Genomic DNA, 24361 nt, shown 5'->3' with positions numbered 1-24361 from the left:
CCCCCTGCTTCCCCTGCTCCCCCTGCTCTCTTATCCCCCCTACCTGAAATGAATCCTGCGATTATTTCCCATCAACTAGCCCAGGAATCGAAGATGCAACCAACACCAGAAAAAGCTATAAATTTCCAACGGGTACTAGAAAGTTTAGAGTACCTCTTGACAAAATTTCAACAAAATCAAGCTGAGAATTTACAAGCCCACGGAACTTACCTAAATCATCAGATGGAATACACTAAAACGTTTTTCCAACTGATGCAGCAGCAACATGCTTTGTTTGCTAACACCAAATCTTCCACAGAAACAGCACAACTCAAGCAAGTTGTCATGGAAAGCGTAGAACGCAGCATGATGCAGTTTCACGCCCAACAAGGTGAAACTTTACGCATCCATGAGCAATATCTGCAAGAACAGGTAGAATACGCGAGAAACTTTTTCCAACTCATCCAACAAGAGTATTCTCAGTTACTTTCACAAGAGGAAACTACGCAGCTTCCAAAAACACCAGCCAATGGAGTAAGCGATCGCCAGTTTGTACCTTTCACCATCGCTACACCCGTCACCGAAGCACCTGTACCTCCCACCGCTAAGATAGTCGAAAGCCAGTCGGAACCTGTACAGCAGCCTGTAACTAAGAATGGCTCAAAGGTCGCCCAAGCACCTGTAGCTCCAGTTTGGGAAATCCAACCAGAGCCTGTAGCACCCGTACCTGCTCCTGCTCCAGTGGTAGAGCCTCAGCCAGAAGTTGTTGTTAAAATTAGCACATTTGCCGTTGTTGAAACTACCCCTGAACCTGCACTCACAATTACTGCACCTATAGCTGTTCCCAACATTAATGTGGCTGACTTGGGTAAAAATCTGTTAGCCATCACCAGCGAGAAAACTGGTTACCCAGTGGAGATGCTGGAACTAGACATGGACATGGAAGCAGACTTAGGTATTGATTCCATCAAACGGGTAGAAATTTTGGGAGCATTGCAAGAGATGTACCCCGATTTACCCAAGCCAAACTTAGAAGAACTGGCAGAAAAACGCACCATCGGTCAAGTTGTCGAATATCTGCAATCCCACGCTGCTAAAAGTGTCTCTGTAGAAATTGCCATTAACCAAGTGCAAGATGCACCGGTAATGACAATTGTAGCTCCAGCCGAAGTAACAGTAATTACTGCACCTGAGCCAGTTGTTACCCCAGTAATTACAGAAATTGCAGAAACAGCTAGTAATGAGTATGCAGACTTAGGTCAAACTCTGTTAGCCATCACCAGCGAGAAAACTGGCTACCCAGTAGAGATGCTGGAATTAGATATGGATATGGAAGCTGACTTAGGCATTGATTCCATCAAAAGGGTAGAAATTTTAGGGGCGATGCAAGAAATGTACCCCAACCTACCCAAGCCAAACGTCGAAGAACTGGGAGAACTCCGCACCATTGGGCAAATAGTTGATTATCTCCAGCGGTTAGTTGGAGGTGAAAAAAAAAAGTCTCAGCCACAGTTTGACTTCCAGCCAGTCCAGATAATCGGTAACGTGGCGCGGCGTCCAGCTAAACTCAAATTCCTGCCACCACCGGATAGTTTAGATTTCACTTTACCAGAGGGACACATCGGTTTAATTACTGATGATGGTTCCCTCACCACCTCCCAAGTAGCGAAAACCTTAGTAGAACGCGGTTGGAAAGTAGTAGTTTTAAGCTTCCCCCAATCGCTCATCCCCCAACAAGCGCCTTTACCAGCCGGAGTTAATCGCATCACCTTAGCAGATATGAGTGAAGAACTACTCCAACACAAATTATTAGCGATCGCGACTAACTTCGGCAGCATTGGGGCGCTGATCCACATTCATCCAGTATTCCAGACGAGCCACACCAGCCCAATTTCCTATCTAGAACAGGACAAAGCCATAGTTAAGCATGTCTTCTTCATAGCCAAACACCTAAAGAAATCCCTCAACGAAGCAGCGCGTTATGAACGTAGTTGTTTTCTGACAGTGACTCGATTAGATGGAGCCTTTGGGCTTGAGCATAACACCAAATTTGGTGCGATCGCTGCTGGCTTATTCGGATTAGTTAAGACGCTGAGATGGGAATGGCCCAGAGTGTTTGCTCGCGCCATTGATTTAAGTCCCGCTTTGGATGCCCAACTCTCAGCCCAACACATTATCGCCGAGCTTCATGATCCTAATCTTTACATTAGTGAAGTTGCTTACGGTTCACAGGGACGCGTCACCCTCACTACTTCGTTTCAGAAGTAAAGGGATGAGGGGGAACTAATGGAAGAACTTTTACCAGAGTTACCCCCTCTACCAGAGTTCCCGCCTTTACCGGAGTTTCCTCCTGTGTCTCCTCCCAAGAGTGTACCTGAGCTTTCACCACCACCTTCTCTACCTCCTCTACCTCCTCTACCTGAACTTCCCGAACTCCCTGAACTTCCACCCCTTAAGGCTAACTGCTAGATTACTTAAATTTTTTTTTACGTAGACGCGCAGCGGCTTGCCGCAGGCTACCACAGAGGCGCAGAGAACGCAGAGGAGGAAGACAAGTAATCAATAGCAGCACGAAACTCAATCTTTCTCTCTGCGCCTTTGCGCGACGGACACTTTGACGCCAGTTGCTACAACGGAGGGAACCTCCGCAACGCACTGGCTCCTCAAGTCGGCAGAGCCTTCCTGTGCAAGTGTCCTCGTCTGCGTGAGCCAAAATCCAATAATTCCCAAACTCAAATAATATGACTACACAAACCCAGGTTCGCCCCTCATCTGTCTTCCTCGTCAGTGGCGGTGCAAAAGGAATTACTGCTCAATGTGCTATCAAAATGGCACAACATCAACCTTCTACATTCATCCTCCTCGGTCGTTCAGAAGTCTTAGAAACCGAGCCAGATTTTGCCCAGGATTGTTTTGAAGAATCGGTATTAAAAAAACGCATCATGGAAAATCTGCTTTCTCAAGGAGAGAAGCCTACACCCATGAGCGTACAAAAGATATATAACAAAATTGCTTCTAGCCGAGAAATAAAAAATACCTTGGTAGCAATTCAACAAACAGGAGCAAAAGCAGAATATATCAGCGTTGATGTTACAAATGTTGCAGAATTACAAAATAAATTAGCCGCCGCTGTTGCACGCACAGGAACAATCACAGGCATTATCCACGGTGCGGGAAATTTAGCCGATAAATTGATTGAAAAGAAAACCGACCAAGATTTTGAAAAAGTTTATACTGCTAAAGTGCAAGGGCTAGAGAATTTACTGAGTTGTGTCAATCCCAACCAACTAGAGCATTTAGTATTGTTCTCTTCAGTTACTGGATTTTATGGTAATCAGGGACAATCTGATTATGCGATCGCTAACGAAATTCTCAACAAATCAGCCCATTTAATCAAGCAACAATATCCTCAATGTCACGTAGTTGCTATTAATTGGGGAGGTTGGGATAGTGGTATGGTGACACCAGAACTCAAAAAAGCTTTTGCTGAACGCGGAATTGACATTATCCCTGTAGATGTTGGCACACAAATGCTTGTCAACGAACTGCATCCTGCTCATCATGCAACCACACAAGTTGTGATTGGTAGTCCCACCATTCGGCCACCAGCACCTTTAGAACCAGAACTACGAAGCTATCGCATCCGTCGCCGGATGACAGTAGAAGCCAATCCCTTTTTACACGATCATACAATTGCAGGTTCACCAGTATTACCAGCTACCTGTGCTATGTCCTGGATGATTAATGCTTGTGAAGAACTTTATCCAGGTTACACCTATTTGAGTTGCAAAAACTTCAAAGTTTTAAAAGGAATTACATTTGGTGAAAACTCACCCCAGGAACACATTTTAGAAATACAAGAAATTGCCAAAGCTGAGTCTGATTTCATTGAATTTGAAACTACAATCTTGAGTAATACCACCACAGGTAAAACTCATTTCCATTACAAAGCACAAATAAAACTAGTGCGAAAATTGCCAGAGGCTCCCATTTATGAAGATGTGAATTTGACCGAAGATAACATTATCACAACTACGGGCAAAGACTTCTATCAAAACGGTGATTCCTCACTATTTCATGGGCCAGCCTTTCAGAAAATTGTCCGAGTCTTAAATATTAATCCCACAAAAATTACCATCGAATGTTTTTGGCAAGAAATCACAGCCAGAGAACAAGGACAATTCCCCGTACAATGGCATAATCCCTACACAACAGACTTGAGTACACAAGCTTTATGGATTTGGTTGAACCATTTTCATCAAGAAGTTTGTTTACCGGGACAATTAACACATTCCGAACAATTTAGAACCGTACCCTGCAACGCACCCTTTTATGTTTCTTGCGAAGTCGAGAATAAAACAGCCACTGGTGTAACTGCTAATTTTTTCCTCCACGATACAGAAGGAAAAATTTACTCACGTATCTTAGGAGCAAAAGCCGTGATTGCACCAATGAATCTACATAAGCGTAAATAAACCTCTTTCCTTTGTGTCTTTGTGTCTCTGTGGTTAAATTTTTGATCAACCACAAAGACACAAAGACACAGAGATTATCTCAAGCTTAACGAACCGCCAAGACGCCAAGAGCGCCAAGAATTTGTAGAGGCAATTACTGTTAAGTAATTACTCACACTTATTTAGCCATAGCAATCCTATTGAAGTTGTGAAATTTGGTTTTAAAAAAACTACTACAGAAAAGTCTAAAGCAGCAGAGCCGCCGCTGGACAGTAAGAAAAAAAGTTAGTAACTTCATAAATCATTTAGGATTGCTATAATAAGCTGATATTATATTCTACTCTCTGCGCTCTCTGCGCCTCTGCGTGAGATAAAAAAATTAGGTATTCTTGCAGCAAGACAGAAGTAGCTGACATCTCTGCCTGTCCAAAACTCTCCGTAAATCCTTTCAAGTTTGAGTAACTGCGTAAATACCGTCCAAATTAGGGAGCGTAAATCCTTCTGGCTGCCCTGAAAAATTGCCCTGTAACCTAATACCCCAACGAGGAATCAGTAGTGGAAAAAATAGCCATTATCGGATTATCATGCCTCTTCCCTGATGCTAACAACCCTGAGCAATTTTGGCAGAATCTTACCGAAGAAAAAGATTCAACATCATCTGTAACTGTTGAAGAAATAGGCGTAGATCCTGCAATATTTTACGACCCAATTAAAGGCAAACCAGAAAAAACCTACTTCCTTCGAGGAGGATTCATTCGCAATTTTAAATTTGATGCCAGCGAATACAATCTGCCAACAGAATTTGTAGAAAGCTTAGACAACACCTTTAAATGGTCGCTTTATGCTGCCAAGCAAGCAATTGTGCAGAGTGGTTATTGGGGAAACAGAAATGTACTTGCAAAATGTGGCGTAATCTTAGGAGCTTTATCTTTACCTACAAAGTTATCAAATCAGTTAGTTGCACCCATTTATCGGCAAACCATTGACCCTGCGATCGCAGAACTTTTACAAGACCAAGATTTTCATCTTTCAGCTTTACCAACAACCACCAAAGCATCCCCATACAATGCTATGGTGTGCGGTTTTCCTGCTGCATTAATCGCCCAAGCTCTCTCTTTATCTAGTACTCATTTTTGTATAGATGCAGCTTGTTCTTCATCGTTTTATGCCATGAAATTGGCATCTCATTATTTGTGGTCACGCAAAGCTGATTTGATGCTAGCTGGTGCAATTAGTTGTTCAGACCCACTGTTTATACGCATGTTATTTTCTGGAATTCAAGGATATCCTGAAAATGGTATTAGTTCTCCTCTAGATCAAGCATCAAGAGGATTAATTACATCCGAAGGTATTGGGATGGTTGTGCTAAAACGATATAGCGATGCCATCAGAGATGGTGATAAAATTTTAGCTACCATTTGTGGTAACGGACTCTCTAATGATGGTAAAGGTAAGCATTTTCTCAGCCCTAATTCTCAAGGGCAAATACTAGCTTTTGAACGAGCCTATAAGGAGGCACAACTTTCTCCCCAAGCTATTGATTATATGGAGTGTCATGCTACTGGCACTTTGTTGGGAGATACTACGGAATTCAACTCCATAGAAAGCTTTTTTGGACAACACCAAGCATCTCCTTTAATTGGTTCTACTAAGGCCAATGTCGGGCACTTGTTAGTTGCAGCCGGTATGGTTGGCTTGGCTAAAACGATTCTGAGTATGTCTGGTGATGTGATTCCAGCAACTATTAATGTGAATGAACCTCTCGGTTCGGAAGATAATATCATTTCTGCTAAAACAATTGTGCGAACTCCAACGCCGTGGCCGAATGCAAAAACTAAATATGCGGCTTTAAGTGCTTTTGGTTTTGGTGGCACTAATTCACACCTAATTATTGAACAGACGAAGGAAGGATGAAGTATGAATTTTGTATTTTAAACTTCGGAGAATGTTGAATAAACGAACCGCCAAGACGCCAAGGACGCAGAGAAAGAAGAGTTTTAAAGAATTACTGCGTAAGTCCTAACTTGATATTTCACCCCTCACACTTTAATTGATGATGTTTGAACAAGAAAGTAATAGAATTGCCATTGTCGGCATGGATGCCTTTTTCGGTGAGTGCAATGGATTAGATGCTTTTGAACGTAGTATTTATGATGGCAAACAGCATTTTATTTCCCTACCGCCGAAAAGATGGTATGGCATAGAAGCACAAAAAGACTTACTCAAAGAGTACGGTTTAGCAGAGGGAAAGGCACCGATAGGGGCATACATTACAGATTTTGACATTGATACTTTAGGTTACAAAATCCCTCCCAATGAAGTAGAAAAACTCAACCCGCAACAACTATTACTGCTAAAGGTTGCCGATCGCGCCCTCAAAGATGCGAAAATCCCAGAAGGCGGTAATGTGGCAGTGATTATTGCGGCTGAGACGGAGTTGTCTGTCCACCAGCTACAACAACGCTGGGATTTGTCTTGGCAGATTAAAGATGGTTTAAACGCTGCGGAAATCACTTTACCCCAAGAACAAATTGCCCAACTGGAAACCATTGTTAAAGATAGCGTCCACCATCAAGTAGATATTGGTGAATATCTCAGTTACATCGCTAACATCATGGCGAGTCGGGTTTCTTCGTTGTGGAATTTTACCGGGCCTTCGTTCACTATCACAGGGGTGGAAACCTCCGCTTTCAAGGCGTTGGAAGTGGCACAAATGCTACTGATTTCTGGGGAAGCAGATGCAGTTGTGGTCGGTGCCGTTGATTTAGCTGGCGGGGTAGAAAGTGTTTTGTTGCGAAATCAGTTGGCAACAATTAACACAGGTGCCAATACCTTGAGTTATGACCAAAGAGTCAACGGTTGGATAATTGGCGAAGGTGCTGGGGCAGTTGTACTCAAGCGTTATGATACTGCTAAAGAAAATGGCGATCGCATCTATGCAGTTGTTGATGCCTTGAGTTTTGGGCAAGTCTACTCTAGTTCTGGCGATGCTGCAACGGTTACCCAAGTTTGTCATGAAGCTTTTCAGCAAGCAGGTATTCAAGCCGCCGAAGTTAAGTATGTAGAAGTTTGCGGTAGTGGTGTACCTCATGAAGATGAAGCAGAAATCACTGGCTTAATACAGGCTTATCCTTCGGTGGGAAATGGTTTGCACTGTGCTATTGGTAGCGTCAAAGCTAATATCGGTCACACTCACGTAGCTTCAGGAATTGCCAGTTTAATCAAAACTGCTTTGTGTCTCTATCACAAGTACATTCCCGCCACTCCTAACTGGTCTGGTGTGAAAGCACCACAAGTATGGGAAGGTAGTCCTTTCTATGTCGCTACGGAATCAAGGCCTTGGTTTTTGGCTAAAGACTCTACACGGCGCATTGCAGCGGTTAACAGTATCGGCTGTGATGGGACTTACGCCCACTTAATCTTGTCGGAAGAACCCGACCAACAACAATACAGCAGCAGCTATCTGGAACAAATGCCTTTTTATCTGTTCCCCATAGCAGCCGACCAGCGTGCAACTTTACTAGAGGCTTTGGATAATCTCCAACAAAGTATTGATCAGAGTTCTTCTTTATCAGCTACTGCAAGCCTTGCTTTTGCTACTTTTCAACAACAATCACAAGCCAAGTATGCTTTAGCAATTACTGGACGTAACAAAAAAGAATTACTTAGAGAAATCGAATCAGCCCGTAAAGGTGTAAACAGCGCTTTTGACCGGGGGACAGACTGGTTAACACCAGCAGGTAGTTACTTTACAGCTAACCCATTGGGTAAAAAAGGTGAAATTGCTTACGTTTATCCAGCAGCGGTTAATTCCTATGTTGGTATTGGTCGTAATTTGTTTCACTTGTTCCCTAGAGTCTATGAAGACTCGATGGTGAAAAGTATTTACAAACGTGTTGCTGATGTGGAGAGGTTGGTTTTCCCCAGAAGCTTGAATAAATTGTCAACCAGACATCTAGAAACGCTAGAAAAACGATTGCTAAATGATTCCTTGGCAATGTTTGAAGCGGAAATGTTTTTTACCAGATTAATCACCACAATTATTAGTGATGATTTTCAAGTTAAACCCAAATATGTGTTTGGGTATAGCTTGGGTGAAACTAGTATGATGGTTGCCCAAGGAGTTTGGAGCAATTTTTATCAAGGAAGTAGCAGCTTTAACTCTTCAGCTTTGTTTGGTGATAGATTATCTGGGCCAAAAAATGCTGTGCGTGAGTATTGGGGATTACCAAAAACTTCTGCCACTTCAGAGAATAATCTTTGGAGTAACTATGTTCTCATGGCCAATCCATCTCAGGTCAGAGAATGTTTGAAAAATGAACCGCGCGTTTATTTAACTCAGATTAATACTGATGAAGAAGTATTAATTGCTGGTGAACCAGCAGCTTGTCAGCGAGTAATTACAGCTTTAGGTTGTAATGCTTTTCCTGCTCCCTTCGACCATGTGATTCATTGTGAAGCCATGCGATCGGAGTACGATGAGTTGGTGAAATTAAACACTTTACCATCGCGAAATATTCCCGATATTGTATTTTATTCTGCTGCTGAGTATCAACCTATCAAACTTGATGATGGTGAAATTGCTCGTAGTATTGCCACCGGACTTTCTCAACAACTTGATTTTCCTAAACTAGTTGACCGTGTTTACAATGACGGTGCGAAAATATTTATTGAAGCTGGTGCTGGTAGTGTTTGTTCTCGCTGGATCGATAAGATTTTAGAAGACAAAGAACACATCACAGTATCCCTCAATCGTAGAGGTATGGATGACCATACTTCGATTGTCAAAGCATTAGCAAAACTGGTTAGCCATCGAGTTGCTTTAAATTTAGCACCAATCTACAGTTCTATCCCAGAAACTACTACTCAAAAGAAAGCAACATTGAGAACTGTCACCTTGGGGGGCAACTCGATTACCGCCACAATATTGAGTGAAGAGAACCGCAAACTATTCCAAAATATTGCGGAGAAATTCAGACGCGATCGCTCGCAAAAGCCACATCAAAATATACCATCATTCAGCAACTCACAACTCATCAATTCTTTGAAAGTTAATCCAAAACTTGTTAATGCTGATAGTCATTTTCAAAATATTTCACCAGCCACAACTCAGCCAGCGGAAGTCCAGATGAAAACTATCATTGAACACGGTTTTGCACCTCAAGAACAACTACAATTTTCTGAGTCAACTACCACTAAACAGGCGATTCCTCAAGCTATTCCGTCTGTAACTGTTACAAATAACGAAGTTGACAACACAATCAACATATTTGATTCCAAGCAATCACAGTATCAAACACTGACTGCTAACAATTCTCGGATAACAAAATCCCATACTGCGTTTTTAAAAGCCAGACAAGATTTCAGTAAGCAAATGAGCGAAATCATTCAACTACAACTAGCTTGTGCTGAAAACTTACTGAATGAATAAACCATTACCTTAGTGTCTTTGTGCCTTAGTGGTTAATAATCTTGAATAAAACCACCAAGACACCAAGACACAAAGAACAAACAAATAGTTAGTAAACTTGAGGGATAGCGACTGTGACCACTGTAGATGTGCTGCTCAATAAACTTGATAATGGTCTTGGCTTTTCTGCCTATACCTACAATCAAAACCTTGCCTGGAGAGGGTCTTTAGATGGTATATCTTTTGAGCAGACAGCCATTAAGGATAAATTGTTAGCCTTAGATAAACCTTGTTACATTTTGAAAGTTGCCGGAAAAATTGGTGTAACAAACGAAGGTTATTTATGTCCTGCTGAGAATGGTACAACAGCACAAGTAGAACTACTCACATCTGTTGCACCAATCTGCATTCAACAGTTGGGCGATCCTAATTTTCTCTCCTTTCATGGCGTGAAATATGCCTATGTCACTGGCGCAATGGCTGGTGGAATTGCCTCTGAAGAAATGGTTATTGCCCTTGGTAAAGAAAAGATTTTAAGTTCTTTTGGTGCAGGCGGTTTAAGTCCAGACCGTTTAGAATCAGCAATTAATCGCATTCAACAAGCCTTACCTCACGGCCCCTATGCTTTTAATTTAATTCATAGCCCTAACGAACTTGCCATTGAACGCCGTGCTGTAGATTTATACCTCAAATATCAAGTAAGAACTGTAGAAGCTTCTGCATTTCTCGACTTAACTCCCAACATTGTTTACTATCGTGTTGCTGGACTTTGTTTAAATGATGCCAATCAAATTGAAATCAAAAACAAAGTCATTGCTAAAATTTCTCGTCGAGAAGTAGCCAGTAAATTTCTGCAACCAGCACCAGCCAGAATTATTAAAGAACTTCTTGAACAAGGATTAATTACTGATTTACAAGCAAAACTTGCAGCCAAAGTTCCAATGGCTGATGATATTACTGTTGAGGCTGATTCTGGTGGTCATACAGATAATCGTCCCCTAGTTTGTTTATTGCCTTCAATTATTGCCTTGCGCGATGAAATTCAAGCACAATATCATTACGAACAACCCATTAGAGTGGGAGTAGCCGGCGGAATTGCCACACCACAATCAGCCTTAGCAGCCTTTATGATGGGTGCTGCTTATGTCATGACTGGTTCGATTAATCAATCTTGTATTGAATCAGGCGCTTGTGAACATACTAAGCAACTATTAGCGCAAGCAGAAATGGCTGATGTCATGATGGCACCAGCAGCAGATATGTTTGAAATGGGGGTAAAACTTCAAGTTCTCAAACGAGGTACTTTGTTTCCCATGCGGGCACAAAAACTGTATGAATTATACAGAAATTATGAATCAATCGAAGAAATTCCTCTTGCAGAAAGAGAGAAATTAGAAAAACAAGTTTTTCGCAAAACTATTGCTGAAGTTTGGGAAGGAACAGCAGCTTATCTATCTCAAAAAAATCCTGAAAAACTAGGTAAAGCTGTCAATAATCCCAAGCTGAAAATGGCGTTAATTTTTCGCTGGTATTTAGGATTATCCTCTCGCTGGTCTACTTCTGGTGAAAAAGGTAGAGAAGTTGATTATCAAATTTGGTGCGGCCCAGCAATGGGTAGCTTCAATGACTGGGTGCAAGGTTCTTATTTAGCTGAACCACATAATCGACGAGTTGTTGATGTCGCTTACCACATCATGACAGGAGCAGCATTTTTATACCGCATTCAAAGTTTGAAAATGCAAGGAATGCAAATTCCTGAGTACTACAGTCAGTATCGTCCCGAACATTCTGTGAAATTATCAGGAGTGATTTAAGTAAGTGTCATAAACCGAGTAACTATCGCATTCCTAAATCACTTGTGAAAATGCCTCCTTCTTATCTCTCTGTGTTCTCTGCGTCTCTGTGGTTCGATTAAAAAACTATTTTTCACTACTCAGATAGGACTGCTATCTTGCATTCCTAAACGATTCATGAAATCTCACGCAGAGACACAGAGGCACAGAGAGTATAAGAACGTAGTTATTTGATAACTTATTTTGGAATGCTTTACAAAAATACTCGGCTTTGATATCAATTTTCCCAGTTGAACTAATACTATCTTCAAGGTTTGCACATGAGTTTATCTAATCCAATTCCCACTTATACCGCAGAAGAAATTCAAACTTGGCTAACATCTCATATAGCTGAATTGCTAGGAGTCGAAGCAGCAGAAATAGATATTCAAGCGCCTCTTGATAGTTACGGTTTAGATTCAGCACAGGGAATGCTTATAGCAGCAAAAGCAGGTAAGTTTTTGGGATTTCAATTGTCTCCCTTATTACTGTGGCATTATCCCACTATCGAATTACTTTCCCAACGGTTAGCTGAAGAATCTCAAGCTTCTGAGTCTGAAGTGTTTGAAATTTAAAAATAGGGAGGGGGGAGGGGAAAGAAGTTTTTTATGTTTTGTTGTGTGAGCAAATAATTTGAGCAACTGTCTTAAAATAATTTGGTAATTACTATGAATGCATCGGAAATTTTGGCGACTCTCACCCAGAAAGGTGTACAAATTTGGGTTGAGAATGAAAAATTAAATATTCGTTCTCCCAAGGGAGTATTAACACCAGATATCCAGGCAGAAATAACTGCTCGTAAGCCAGAAATTTTAGAATTTTTACGTGAGCGTAATTCTTCCCCTATTACTCCTACAATACCATTACCACAGGGTTTAAGTTTACAAACCATTGGCCGTTTAATTGGAGAATCAGGTGATCAATTAAGTCTTGAGTGTAAGGAACCGATTATCGATCCTAAACTCATGGCTCAAAAGTTAAGTATCACTTTTAGACCTTTGCCGAAGGGATATAAAAATGCAGAAATTCTCAAGTTTAGAGCCGAACTAGAACAGAAGTTGCAAGAATATGGGGTCAATGTTACACCTTGGCAACAAGCTACTACAGAGTTCCGCTATGAAATTAATATCCCATTGACTAACATCAAAAAAAGCATTAAAACCAGAGTAGTTAAAACTGGAATTAATGCTGTTATTGATGTTGATAGACCACCTTCGGTCAGAAGTCGTGCTGAGACTTTTACAGCTGAGAAGTTGTATCAATTGTATTCGCGGTTTATTTTGAAAGAGCGCAAAATCTCAGTTTCCAGAATTGCCAGTTTGATTGGTTGGGCAGAAGATTGTGCCGCTAAATTTATCGAAGACCCTACCAATACTCAAGTAATTGTTCTCACTGATTTAGATAAAGAGTTTGTGAATTTTCAAACTCCTTATCAGCAAAAAATCAAGATGGGCTTGAATACTCTTGTGAGAACTTTCTCGGAAATTGTCATTGGAGTATCTTATTCTCAATTCTCTATTTTAAACATGAATCTGTCAGATTCGGTATTTTCTAGAGATGAAATTGATGGCTTTGTCTTAAAGTCACTCATTCCTAAAGTTTATGTACCCATTTTACCGCTACCTCTGAGTAAATTTAAACTAGGTAACTACAATCCCCAGTCCTCAAGTTATGCACAAAAATTAGTCAGCTTGAGTACTCAGCTAGCAGATACAAATCTCTTTCCTCCAGGTTCCAAACTGAGTGAAGTGATTAAAAGACAATCTCATCGAGATATTGTCAATGTCATCGTTAATGGTAGAACTGGTGTTTCTTACGGCTTTGTCGCTTATGCAGAACCACCGCAGTACATTGGTGAAATTGAAATACCCGAAAGTGATTGGCAAAGCTTAACTCCTGTGACTGGCTTCAATAGTGATGAAGTCCGACAAAATACCATCGGTAGACGGTATTTAAAAACCAAAATAGGAGCAGAATATAAGTTTAAACAGATTCCTGATATCTGGATTTGTAGCGCTCGTTCTGGCTCTAATAAAACCAATTTACAACTAGAAAGTGACATTCTCAGAATTGGTTTAACTGATAGGTTATTACTGGATTTACCACAGGGAATTGATCCACAATTAGCGGATATCAAGCCTTCATATGATGTGTATGTCATGCTAGCGATCGCCATGTCCGCATCTCTCTATGCACCAAACTTAATTAGCAATGGAATGCCGATGATCCATTTCCACGGATACCCAGCAGTTGAGTGGTTGCAAAAGCATGAATACTTTATGGGAGTGAACAATCCTTCGGTACCTTGTGGCACTTATGAATCAGGAGTGTTCAACTTTTTAGGTATTTATAATTTGGTGAATCAATATGGCACAGAGATTAACTTAGCCTGCTTGATAGAACCCGATCATGGCACTAACATTATTAGTCCTAATTTGGAATATCTCTTAGCAAGATTGAAAACAGGATGTGAAGAATCAACTATTGAGTTAGGTGGCAAACATTTTGCTTCTCTTAAGAGCAAATTAGCCAACTAATAAACTGCTTGAAAAAGTGCTGTTTTAGCACTTTTTCTTCATTAAAATTATGGATATTTTAGCATGACAACTCTCAAAGGAAAAACAGTCTTGCTGACAGGTGCTTCACGTGGTCTAGGTGTATATATTGCACGTGCATTAGCAAAAGAGCAAGCAACTATAGTCTGTATTTCTCGTTCCAAATCAAGGCTAGATAAAACATGTAATGAAATCAAAGCTTTGGGTGGTCAAGGAATCAGTATTCCCTTTGACATTCAAAACTTGACAGAATTACCAGTTTTAATGGAGCGAATTCAAGAATTTGTTGCTCCAATTGATATCTTAATTAATAATGCTGGCATAGAAATTCATCGAGCTTTTACAGACTATTCTACAGAGGAGATTCAGTCAGTATTAGGAACTAATCTGTTGTCTGCTATGGAATTAACCCGTTTATTATTGCCCAGTATGAAAGAACGGGGTAGCGGTCACATTGTCAATATTGCTTCTTTAGCTGGTAAAAAAGGCGTTGCTTACAACAGCATTTATTCTGCAAGTAAAGCAGGTTTAATTATGTGGACTGATGCAATGCGTCAGGAATTCGCGGGTACTGGCGTTTATTTCTCATCAATTTGTCCAGGCTATGTTTCTGAAATTGGAATGACTGCTGATAGCCACATACCCGCACCCAAACTAGCAGGTGTTTCAACACCAACGAGAGTAGTAAATGCTGTGCTTCGAGCGATTAAGCAAAACAAGGCAGAGGTAATTGTCAATGAGAATCTTCTCACAGAAACCTTGACAAAAATTATGTTTGCTATTGGACAAATTTCTCCGGTTTCTGTCGATACAATTTATCGCCTGTTGGGTGTGGCCGAATTAAACCAACGACGAGTCGAAAATTGGACTCCAAATCGTGGTTTAAAAATCGGTACATATGATAAATAAGGTAACTCCAAGAAATAAATTATCTCGGTTGAAGTAGGGGCTGGTTCACAAATATCCTCATACTATTAAGTGACAAGATTCATCAACCCGCCCCTACTGATACTTTTGACTGTTGATTATGAACAGTGGGATATTTTTGTACATATTTATCAATAGCGCGAGAACAGCCACAGCGTTTGCAGGTATGGTTTTGGGACGAGAACGGTTTAAAGAGATACAAAAACCATATCTTTAACTGTAAATTTTGCATTCTCATAATGATATAGCCGTAGCCAGATTTGTTAGGACAATATTGATTGCTCACAACATTGAAATAACTGGGTTTTCACTCAGCACTCAACACTCAGCACTCAGCACTTTGCTATAATTGCTGACCACGGTGACGCCTTCAGACCCGAAAGAAGCCGGCCGACCGAACGGACAGCCGTGCGCCTTGGGTGCTACAGTCGCCTATTTGCACTGCACTTTTTTGATAGTGACCGACTGCAATTTCTTGGCATCGTAGGTAGGGGGAATATTCGGGTCTTTCGCAGCAGTCATTGCCGTAACAAGATTGTTCAGGGCCTGCAAGTGACCCTGCTCTCCACTTTTGAACCTGTCCTGTGCTTGTTTGTTTGCGCCAAACATTCCATTGCAGATGAGTGCCTTCCTGAAGATCTCCAACACGGAGACTCTAGCATAGTAGGTCTCAAGGCGATCCTTTGCGTTGGTGAGATTGTGTTCGATTTTACTGTATTGGTTGCTGCACTCCTTTCCGAGGATGGGATATGCAGCCTTGATTCCCTCACACGAGGCTTCGGTGGCCGGCGGTTTGGCGAGTATGGCGGTCGGCGCGAGAGAAACAATCAGGATGGACGTTGCTACCGCAAGGCGAAGAACAACGAGGTGCTGCTGTTGATCTGTCATTTGACCTAGGTTTTTCATCGGATTCTCCTTTTTAATAGTCATGTCCCGTCTTTCCGGTTCCAGAGTGATTAGCGATCGCTTGTTTTTTTCTGATTTATCTAGCTACATTAACGTGAGTTCGATGAATACTGTTTCGACCTCTCCCCCAACCCCTCTCCTACAAGGAGAGGGGAGTAAAACCCTTATTTTTTCGTTACTCCTCCCTCGCCTAAATGGAGAGGGAGGCCGGGAGGGAGAGGTCTGTCGAACTCAATTAACATTAATTGTCTAATTTGTCAATGCTTAAGTTATAGCCCCAAGCTCTGAAGCCCAGAATGCTGCCACAAAAACATTCCCTTATATTTGACTTTTGCCCCATCTCCATATGCTTCAGGCTTGTTTACCCATTAAGGATATTCTGAATCTGGATAATCTTTAGAGCATCCCATGTTTCACCTCTTCTAATTCTTAATGTAATTGTGTCCGAACAAGTACTAATGCCCTGAATATTACACTTGGAAACGTGAAACCCTTGGCCCCTCTTGGGGTTCAGCCGGGATACTTTTTATCATGGAGCTTTTTCAAAACAATTTAACTAATATTTATAGATACTTATAAACTTGATTTAATTAGCCTTTAGTTAGATTAAGTAAATCAACCTTTGGTTGTACGAGTTTATTTGTTGTTTTAGATAATCCATTTCTCGACATTATCTATATCATTTTGAAATTTTTTTTAGTTTTTATTACCAAATAAGATGCGTTTTCCCTGTTCCCCTTCGGGTGACGCTCGTGCCTCGCTAACGCTGCGCTAACGCCAGTCCCTAGCGATGCACTGAAGCTCAAGAAGTGTCCCTAGTACCCGATCGCCACTACCCAATCAATACTGCCAGCACTTGAGATGCCAACCAAAACCTGCTACGGCAACAGCAGCTAGATAATTGTCAGCGGGTACTAGTTCTAGGAGACTCCAGTCTTTAATTGTCTTTAACCTAGCCGGTTCTGTGGGAGTTAGTGCGATTTCAACTTGCTCTAGTTGAGCTATTCCTTCTCCGGTTGCTTTTAAATAAGCTTCCTTACAAGTCCAGTAGCGAAAAAACACTTCTTGCTTTTGGTCAGTAGGGAGCGATCGCACCACATCATATTCTCTTGGTAAAAAGAATCTTTCGGCAAGGCTCTCCACATCGGACATAGGGCGAATATATTCTAGGTCTATACCAATTTGGCGAGTATAATTCACCGCACACAACCCTAAACCCTGAGAGTGAGACAAGTTAAACGCTAGCCCACTCTGAGCAAAAGTATCTGCTAACACTGGTTTGCCACGGGGTTGATAATCAAATTTTATGTGTTGCGGCTCAATACCCAAATAGCCAGCTAATATACTCCGCAGCATACCGCGACCAGCGATAAAACGCTGCCGATGCTCCTGAAAATAAAATCGTTCAGCACGAGCAAGTTCGTCAGCACAGAGAGTTGCTGCCAAATTTTGTAGCTGCCCTTGAGGTCGGTCAAGGTCAATTCGCCAGACATGAACTTCATCCGGCAATAAAGTTAAATCTGTTGGTGCAGGCAGCCACATAGGATTTAGACCAGTCATTCTAATTCGTAATTCGTAATTCGTAATTCATAATTGTAGAGACGATTCGGCGAATCGTCTGTACTCAGTTACTTAGCTTCCTTGAGATAATTGTTACGTTTTGAATCGTTCGTCTACAGGTATCTGATAGCCGTTGGCGAGACGATTGGTTGTGTTAGCCGTGGCGATTATCCCCATTAGTTCCCCAAACATGGTATCACTCATACCCTTGGCACGAGCTGCTGTTGTGTGCGAGGCAATGCAGTACTCACAGCCATTGGTAACACTCACAGCGATGTAAATCAGTTCGCGCATTAACGGGTCAAGTTCGCCAGGACTAGTCATTACTTCCTTCACCGCCTGCCAGGTTCGTTGCAAGGTGGGTGGATGGTTGGCTATAGCTTTCCAGAAGTTGTTAATGTAGTCATTCTGGCGCGTAGTCCGGATGTCATCATATACCGAGCGTACTTCGTCGCTGGCCTCTTCGTATTCGATCAGCTTGGTCATTTTTCCATTCAAGGTGACAGGGGACTGGGTGCAGGGGTGCAGGGGTGCAGGGGTGCAGGGGAGAATGATCACTGATAACTAACTCCTAACTCCTAACTCCTAACTCTTACTCCAATCCTTTTTATAATTTCAAAAAATCGCCATTTTGGCACACCTTTTTTGGAAAGGACAGTTATGCTTTTGGTGTGGGATACATTTCATGTAAAAAGTATTGGAAACTATAATCTCTCAGTTAGCTGCTGAGAGATTTTTTGTGAAAGCGATCGCAGGATATGCTCTTAGCTATTCAACTTCACCTTTGCTGGCATTAACTGCTGTTTGCGACTGATTATGCAGATCATTAGAGTTAGCAACAGTAAAGCTTTGAGTGTTGATGGTTCCACAACTGTTTTCACGTCCGGTACAGGCGGATTATGACACGACGAAACTCCGACGACCTGACCATTATCAATAGAACTGTTTCCATTGGTGGGAATGCATTCTGAGGGGTTGGGAGTAATAGGCGGGATATTATTCCCAGGTATATTTCCTGTAGGCGTTGTTTGACCGGACGAATTATTTCCATCACTTCCAAATAAGAAAGCTAAAGGAATTAATAGACCAGCTAATGACCACCACGGAAAATTGTCAGCTTCTGCTGCCTGTACAACATCTCCCAGGGCTAAAGATGCGTCTGGGATAGCGTTTATATCTGCTCCCTCTGACAATATTGGCTCTATATCTAGAGCTTCTCCTGCAAGAGGTATTGGCTGGAGTGCTAACTCTTCTGAAGCACCAATTGGTACACGTCCGTACTCAATAGTTGTGGAAGTTGTGTAGGGAAAGGAGAATATTTTCAAAATACTGTCCTGAAGTCCCTGCTCATCTCCAATTTTCAATGCATGTAAGCCGCCAGAGAGGGTACTCAAATAATATTGCGTCATATCTGGCGGCAGATTTAAAGACCTAATCTGCTGTTCTGGATTGGAGATTTTTGCAAACTCATTCAACAGAACACGACCGTAGGAGTATTTCAAGTCTAATAATCCACTACGGGGATCGAGGGAATTATCACCTCTTGTTAAGGGTGCCCAAGAAAACTTCTTGGTGACATTTCCTAGACCTTCTATAGGAGTACGGCTCACAGATTGCCCAAGAACGTACTGGGAACTATCTAGGATCGAAGAAGAGGTTTTTTGCTCTCGCCAAAATGAGATATACGGAGTTTGATAAACGTTGAAACTATTATCATAATAGCCAGTAAAATCTTTTAAATTATCTCTCCCCCCAGCTGCCTGAATTAACATCTCTTCATAGCTAGGGCCGCCATTAGACTTAATTATTTCCTCAAGTACTGACCCAGTTTTATTGCAGCTCAGACCAAATCCTGTAGTGCATCCAGGGATAACTCGCACCTGGCGTAGATCATTATTATGCTCAAGCTGATACTGAAGTAACTCTTGCTCTTGTCCTGGTGGGATACGATACTGGCCACCAAGATCTAGCCCGGCTGGTTTGGCAGTGGCAGAATGACACACAGAAAGTGCCGCTGCAAAAGATGCAAATAAAATTGCAGCGCTTTTAAAAGTTGATTTCAACAAGATACACCTCACATAAAGTACAGCAAAAGCTTGCCGCTGGCTATTAACAATCGGACACTATTGTTGGTTGGGTTTTAAAGTATTTCCTAAAGAAGTTGGAAATTCTCTATTTGTAGAACCCGAACTCAAATTTTTAGGCAATTGAATGTTGATGGTAATTGCTGTACCTTTGAGTTCTCCTGTTGTGAGTGTGTGGTACAAAACTAATGCACGGTTGGGTTGGTCAAAAAGAAACCCACGACGCGAGGGTTGTATTTTTCCTTGCTTCACCAGGGAAACGAAGGCTGACAAATACCTGCGAATACTTTCTTGATTCTCAACACTTGCATTCATGTGACGTTCAACAAGCGTCATAAAAAAGTCGATGCTGCGATTTTCTTGCCCGTCAATTAGGCTGCCACCATCAAGAAAAGAACTGCCTATCAGCTTTCCATTCACTTCTTGAACTTTAAAAACGGTATAGTAACGCCCCTCTTTTTTAGGGTCGTTCGCATAACAGACCCAAGCACCATCTTGGGTCTGTGTAAAACCTTCTTGGGCAAGGTAAGAAAGCACAGCATTTTGCTTGTTTTGTTGTGGTGGAGGTAATAAATCCTCAACGGGATCTAAAGAGCAAATCCTTTGTGTTGCCTGCACTTGGGGAACAGCAGGAGTCTGTTTTGGTGTTGTTAAGGGTTGAGGAACAGTAGGAGTTTCTTGTGCGAGGGTGACACCTGATATAGCAGTCAACGCTAATACTTGGAAAGTAAATGTTTTAGACAAATTCATGATTATATTCATCTTTTATCCTTGTTGGCATGATTTCAGTAATAACTTGGGCTTACTTGTGTATCGGATACAGTATTGCTTCATGGGCAATACTTAGGATTCCGGAAGGATGTGATTCCAGATTTTTACTCTTGACTTCTAAATTTCTTTTGGTACTATTTTATTCCTTTAGTATTTGCAACCAAGCTTTTTGTATATAAGTGTTTATATTTACAGAATAAAATGAAATGCACATTTTTTTTTAGGGAATTTCTCAGTAATTTTACTAGTGAACTATCAAAAAAACAAAATCTTTATGAACTATATGCATCATTAAATGCACTCTAGACATCATCTAACCTGACAGTTTATGCACATTTGGTGCATCAGGAGTATTTAAGTAAGTATGATTAACTTATAATGTATAATTGTAGCATAGTATTAAACTTATACATTTTTATTAGTAATTTTTATGACTCAGTATACTGCTATTAGAAACTGTTTATTTTTGCTTGATGTAAGTGTTCATACTGCTTAATTAAGTATTTTGTAGTTAATTTAATACTTATTAAGCTAAAAAATTAGCCAATAGGTATCCTGAACAACTAATCAAGTTGAGCTTTGGTACTAATGGCTGGCTATATCCAGCAATGTATGGTGTTTTACAGGCTTGCAAAAAGGAATTTACGCAGTGCTAATGTTTATCTATCTTCGTTTCATTCAACTTTGTGCCCTTCATCACAAAATTATGAATTTTTCAGAATTGCCGTAATATTCCTTAAAAAACTCTATTTAATTACAAATTAAACTTCTCTTGATCATGTTGAAATCTGAGAAAATCAATAATATTTGAAAGCTTGTCTGATTGAGATTTAGTCAAATTTTGGATTTGCCTGAAAGTATTAAATAGTTTTATCTTCTGAGAAGTACTGCACCCTAATAACGTTGTGGTCATGATTGTCAGTTGAGTTGTCAAAAATTCTGCTTCAGTGGACTGACTGTACCATTAGCTAGTGAGGATGAAAATATTGCATGGGCAACTTTAAAAATTGAACACTGCCAATTTTGCCTACCTCCTACATGAAAAATTGAGGATAAACTATATACGCTTAAGTAAATTTACTTATGTAAATAAATGTAAAGTACATGTAATAAATGCCTCTTGGTGTGCATTTGTGAACGTGAAGGAGAAAAAGATAGGAGTGAGCCTTCTGATCTGCCCCTGCTGCCTGATCTTTCCTACTTCCCTTCCTTGACATAACCTTAAAGATACGTAAATGAGATTGTGGCAGGGATTCATGGCAAGATAACTCAAGCAAGCTACGCGATCGCATCGATTTACACGCTTGCAAACAGTTCCATCAATAGTTACACTTTTTAAAACATTCTCATTTTTGCTTGGCGAGTGCATTAACGCCTACTAGGCGACTTCTGATCAAGTTAGCGTGTCCGACTGCCCAAGAGCCTGTAAGGCTTTTGCCAGTTCCTAAAGGAACAACAAAGGCGTTTTCTTCAACAGAAAACTTCAAGGGCAGTTACACGGGCGATCGCTACTCTACCAGGTAGAGCCTCTAAAGCGTTTAAGCACAGCCAAACTACCCACACAGTCTTCCCAGACTCAGCTGTGGAAAAGCTCAGAACCCTGGCAATAACAAAAACTCAGAAAACTCTCTGAGTGGCGGTAAGACAGCACTGCATTCGGATTTCCGAATGAAAGTAACTGCCAAGCCTCTTGGCTTCCGCTCTCAGAATCTCAGTAAGAAAATTGCTTTGTAAACATAACTCATCGAGGAGGAGCGTAGTCGATGGGACTACCCTGGTACCGAGTACACACAGTCGTTCTGAACGATCCAGGGCGACTGATTTCTGTACACTTGATGCACACAGCCTTAGTGGCAGGCTGGGCTGGTTCAATGGCACTGTACGAACTAGCTATTTATGATCCCAGCGATCCAGTTCTCAACCCAATGTGGCGTCAAGGGATGTTCGTGCTGCCCTTCATGGCACGTTTAGGCGTCACCCAATCTTGGGGTGGTTGGAACGTTACTGGCGGCCCCTCAACAGATCCAGGTTTCTGGTCTTTTGAAGGCGTTGCCGCAGCTCATATTGTTCTTTCTGGTCTGTTATTCTTAGCCGCTGTTTGGCACTGGGTTTACTGGGATTTGGAACTCTTTAGAGATCCCCGCACTGGTGAACCTGCTCTAGACTTGCCAAAAATGTTTGGCATTCACCTGTTCTTATCTGGTCTACTTTGTTTTGGCTTTGGTGCTTTCCACCTCACCGGACTATTTGGCCCGGGATTGTGGGTTTCTGACCCCTATGGAATCACCGGCAGCGTACAGCCAGTAGCGCCAGAGTGGGGGCCAGACGGGTTCAACCCATTTAACCCAGGCGGTATTGTCGCTCACCACATTGCCGCTGGCGTTGTTGGTATTATCGCTGGTTTATTCCACCTGACAGTCAGACCCCCCGAACGGCTTTACAAAGCCCTGCGGATGGGTAACATTGAAACCGTACTTTCCAGCAGTATTGCTGCGGTATTCTTCGCTGCCTTCGTAGTTGCTGGTACTATGTGGTACGGTAACGCTGCTACCCCCATCGAATTGTTTGGCCCTACCCGTTATCAATGGGATCAAGGCTACTTCCGTCAAGAAATTGAGCGTCGCGTGCAAAATAGCGTCGCTGAAGGTGCAACCCTTTCTGAAGCTTGGTCACAAATTCCCGAAAAACTGGCATTTTACGATTATGTCGGCAATAGCCCCGCTAAAGGCGGTCTATTCCGTACAGGGCCTATGGTCAAGGGTGATGGCATTGCCCAGTCTTGGCAAGGTCACGCAGTATTCAAGGATTCTGAAGGACGGGAATTGACCGTGCGTCGTCTCCCCAACTTCTTTGAAACCTTCCCTGTAATCTTGACCGACGCAGATGGCATTGTCCGCGCTGATATTCCTTTCCGTCGTGCAGAATCTAAGTATAGCTTTGAGCAATCTGGTGTCACCGTTAGCTTCTATGGTGGCGACCTGGATGGCCAAACTTTTACAGATCCAGCTGATGTGAAAAAATATGCCCGTAAAGCTCAAGGCGGTGAAATCTTTGAATTTGACCGGGAAACCTTGAACTCTGACGGTGTATTCCGCACCAGTCCTAGAGGTTGGTTTACCTTTGGACACGCTGTATTTGCTCTATTATTCTTCTTTGGTCATCTCTGGCATGGCGCCCGGACAATCTACCGAGACGTGTTTGCTGGTGTGGACGCGGATCTAGAAGAACAAGTAGAGTTTGGTTTATTCCAGAAAGTGGGTGACAAGACAACCCGCCGGAAGGAAGCTCTCTAATTTTTAGGGACTGGGGATCGGGGACTAGGGACTAGGAGCTGGGGACTGGGAAAGAGTTTTCCCAATACCCAATACCCAGTACCCAATACCCAATACCCAGTACCCAATACCTTAATTACCGACTGCATAGGCAGGAGCTTTTAGTATGGAAAGCGTTGCGTACATCTTGATTTTTACCTTGTGTATCGGTGTTCTCTTCTTTGCGATCGCATTTCGCGAACCCCCCCGCATTGAAAAGAAAGATGAGTAAGCTGCTATTACGAGATTTGTAAGAGCATATAAAATTTTTATCCGCTGTCACCAATGCTGGTGACAGCGGATATTCCAATTTATGTACTTTCTCACCAATCAGCACTCAACTAAAGAGCGCTTTTGAAGTCGTTAAATTACACCACTCCCTACTCCCGTCTCGGTCGTAGTCTAAATACCTAAAAGCTGACTAATCATTAACGCACATCATTATATGATATAATTTTCAATCTGTAAGTTGATATGTGCTAACACTAGCTTTTCTGCGCTAGGATGGAAAAAGATGTTAAGTGTAGACCCCCCTTGGGTAGTTCACATAAACATCACCCTCAGGCCACAAC

Annotated in this window: 17 protein-coding genes; 11 read left to right on the top strand and 6 right to left on the bottom strand. The window is 41.8% G+C overall.

What is annotated here, in order from left to right; translation table 11 throughout:
* From I8748_RS20335 to I8748_RS20295, 9 genes are all read left to right on the top strand, one after another.
* Positions 1 to 2247 (top strand): phosphopantetheine-binding protein (locus I8748_RS20335; RefSeq protein ID WP_225896488.1); only part of this gene is annotated, 2247 nt, incomplete at its 5' end.
* An 18-nt stretch (positions 2248 to 2265) separates the two neighbouring features.
* Complete coding sequence (locus I8748_RS20330; RefSeq protein ID WP_198126369.1) at positions 2266 to 2448, top strand: hypothetical protein; 183 nt, start codon at positions 2266 to 2268, stop codon at positions 2446 to 2448.
* A gap of 272 nt (positions 2449 to 2720) precedes the next feature.
* Positions 2721 to 4454: an SDR family NAD(P)-dependent oxidoreductase gene (locus I8748_RS20325; RefSeq protein ID WP_198126368.1), complete on the top strand. Its 1734-nt coding sequence runs from the start codon at positions 2721 to 2723 to the stop codon at positions 4452 to 4454.
* A gap of 534 nt (positions 4455 to 4988) precedes the next feature.
* Positions 4989 to 6347 (top strand): beta-ketoacyl [acyl carrier protein] synthase domain-containing protein, encoded by a 1359-nt coding sequence (locus I8748_RS20320; RefSeq protein ID WP_198126367.1) that lies wholly within the window; start codon positions 4989 to 4991, stop codon positions 6345 to 6347.
* A 142-nt stretch (positions 6348 to 6489) separates the two neighbouring features.
* On the top strand, positions 6490 to 9864 hold the full coding sequence (locus I8748_RS20315) for a PfaB family protein (protein WP_198126372.1): 3375 nt from the start codon (positions 6490 to 6492) through the stop codon (positions 9862 to 9864).
* Between the two features lie 113 nt (positions 9865 to 9977).
* Entirely contained in the window at positions 9978 to 11657 is a 1680-nt protein-coding gene (locus I8748_RS20310) for a PfaD family polyunsaturated fatty acid/polyketide biosynthesis protein (protein WP_198126366.1), read from the top strand.
* 299 nt (positions 11658 to 11956) lie between these two features.
* A complete protein-coding gene (locus tag I8748_RS20305) occupies positions 11957 to 12250 on the top strand; it encodes an acyl carrier protein (protein ID WP_198126365.1) in 294 nt (97 codons plus the stop codon).
* A gap of 93 nt (positions 12251 to 12343) precedes the next feature.
* Positions 12344 to 14212 (top strand): TubC N-terminal docking domain-related protein, encoded by a 1869-nt coding sequence (locus I8748_RS20300; RefSeq protein ID WP_198126364.1) that lies wholly within the window; start codon positions 12344 to 12346, stop codon positions 14210 to 14212.
* Positions 14213 to 14275: 63 nt separating this feature from the next.
* Positions 14276 to 15139, top strand: a complete 864-nt coding sequence (locus I8748_RS20295; RefSeq protein WP_198126363.1) for an SDR family NAD(P)-dependent oxidoreductase — start codon at positions 14276 to 14278, stop codon at positions 15137 to 15139.
* A 450-nt stretch (positions 15140 to 15589) separates the two neighbouring features.
* On the opposite strand, the gene I8748_RS20290 is transcribed toward I8748_RS20295, so the two are convergent.
* The 6 genes from I8748_RS20290 to I8748_RS20265 all read right to left on the bottom strand — a co-directional run bounded on the left by I8748_RS20290 (position 15590) and on the right by I8748_RS20265 (position 21965).
* Entirely contained in the window at positions 15590 to 16087 is a 498-nt protein-coding gene (locus tag I8748_RS20290) for a hypothetical protein (protein ID WP_198126362.1), read from the bottom strand.
* An 816-nt stretch (positions 16088 to 16903) separates the two neighbouring features.
* The gene (hetI, locus tag I8748_RS20285) at positions 16904 to 17623 is read right to left on the bottom strand and encodes a 4'-phosphopantetheinyl transferase HetI (RefSeq protein ID WP_198126361.1); all 720 of its coding nucleotides are present in this window, start codon (positions 17621 to 17623) and stop codon (positions 16904 to 16906) included.
* Positions 17624 to 17716: 93 nt separating this feature from the next.
* Positions 17717 to 18109, bottom strand: coding sequence for a carboxymuconolactone decarboxylase family protein (locus I8748_RS20280; protein WP_198126360.1), 393 nt, complete (start codon positions 18107 to 18109; stop codon positions 17717 to 17719).
* A 278-nt stretch (positions 18110 to 18387) separates the two neighbouring features.
* The gene (locus tag I8748_RS20275) at positions 18388 to 19686 is read right to left on the bottom strand and encodes a hypothetical protein (protein WP_198126359.1); all 1299 of its coding nucleotides are present in this window, start codon (positions 19684 to 19686) and stop codon (positions 18388 to 18390) included.
* A 60-nt stretch (positions 19687 to 19746) separates the two neighbouring features.
* The gene (locus tag I8748_RS20270) at positions 19747 to 20469 is read right to left on the bottom strand and encodes a hypothetical protein (protein WP_198126358.1); all 723 of its coding nucleotides are present in this window, start codon (positions 20467 to 20469) and stop codon (positions 19747 to 19749) included.
* Between the two features lie 1355 nt (positions 20470 to 21824).
* Positions 21825 to 21965, bottom strand: coding sequence for a hypothetical protein (locus I8748_RS20265; protein WP_198126357.1), 141 nt, complete (start codon positions 21963 to 21965; stop codon positions 21825 to 21827).
* 276 nt (positions 21966 to 22241) lie between these two features.
* Between I8748_RS20265 and psbB the strand changes: the two genes are divergently transcribed.
* Positions 22242 to 23771: a photosystem II chlorophyll-binding protein CP47 gene (gene psbB, locus I8748_RS20260; protein ID WP_198126356.1), complete on the top strand. Its 1530-nt coding sequence runs from the start codon at positions 22242 to 22244 to the stop codon at positions 23769 to 23771.
* 145 nt (positions 23772 to 23916) lie between these two features.
* Positions 23917 to 24021, top strand: coding sequence for a photosystem II reaction center protein T (locus I8748_RS20255; protein WP_015115729.1), 105 nt, complete (start codon positions 23917 to 23919; stop codon positions 24019 to 24021).
* Positions 24022 to 24361: the final 340 nt, after the last annotated feature.

The sequence above is a fragment of the Amazonocrinis nigriterrae CENA67 genome (assembly GCF_016056305.1).
Lineage (GTDB): Bacteria > Cyanobacteriota > Cyanobacteriia > Cyanobacteriales > Nostocaceae > Amazonocrinis > Amazonocrinis nigriterrae.
Note: the sequence above shows the minus strand (reverse complement) of the source record. Positions and strands in the feature narration are given on the sequence as shown.

What these genes read in the sequence shown, in the direction of transcription:
- I8748_RS20300 (WP_198126364.1), top strand. Translation starts at nt 12,344, where the DNA reads ATGAATGCATCGGAAATTTTGGCGACTCTCACCCAGAAAGGTGTACAA.
- I8748_RS20280 (WP_198126360.1), bottom strand. Translation starts at nt 18,109, where the DNA reads ATGACCAAGCTGATCGAATACGAAGAGGCCAGCGACGAAGTACGCTCG.
- I8748_RS20270 (WP_198126358.1), bottom strand. Translation starts at nt 20,469, where the DNA reads ATGAATATAATCATGAATTTGTCTAAAACATTTACTTTCCAAGTATTA.
- psbB (WP_198126356.1), top strand. Translation starts at nt 22,242, where the DNA reads ATGGGACTACCCTGGTACCGAGTACACACAGTCGTTCTGAACGATCCA.
- I8748_RS20255 (WP_015115729.1), top strand. Translation starts at nt 23,917, where the DNA reads ATGGAAAGCGTTGCGTACATCTTGATTTTTACCTTGTGTATCGGTGTT.
- I8748_RS20325 (WP_198126368.1), top strand. Translation starts at nt 2,721, where the DNA reads ATGACTACACAAACCCAGGTTCGCCCCTCATCTGTCTTCCTCGTCAGT.
- hetI (WP_198126361.1), bottom strand. Translation starts at nt 17,623, where the DNA reads ATGACTGGTCTAAATCCTATGTGGCTGCCTGCACCAACAGATTTAACT.
- I8748_RS20295 (WP_198126363.1), top strand. Translation starts at nt 14,276, where the DNA reads ATGACAACTCTCAAAGGAAAAACAGTCTTGCTGACAGGTGCTTCACGT.
- I8748_RS20330 (WP_198126369.1), top strand. Translation starts at nt 2,266, where the DNA reads ATGGAAGAACTTTTACCAGAGTTACCCCCTCTACCAGAGTTCCCGCCT.
- I8748_RS20290 (WP_198126362.1), bottom strand. Translation starts at nt 16,087, where the DNA reads ATGACTATTAAAAAGGAGAATCCGATGAAAAACCTAGGTCAAATGACA.
- I8748_RS20315 (WP_198126372.1), top strand. Translation starts at nt 6,490, where the DNA reads ATGTTTGAACAAGAAAGTAATAGAATTGCCATTGTCGGCATGGATGCC.
- I8748_RS20305 (WP_198126365.1), top strand. Translation starts at nt 11,957, where the DNA reads ATGAGTTTATCTAATCCAATTCCCACTTATACCGCAGAAGAAATTCAA.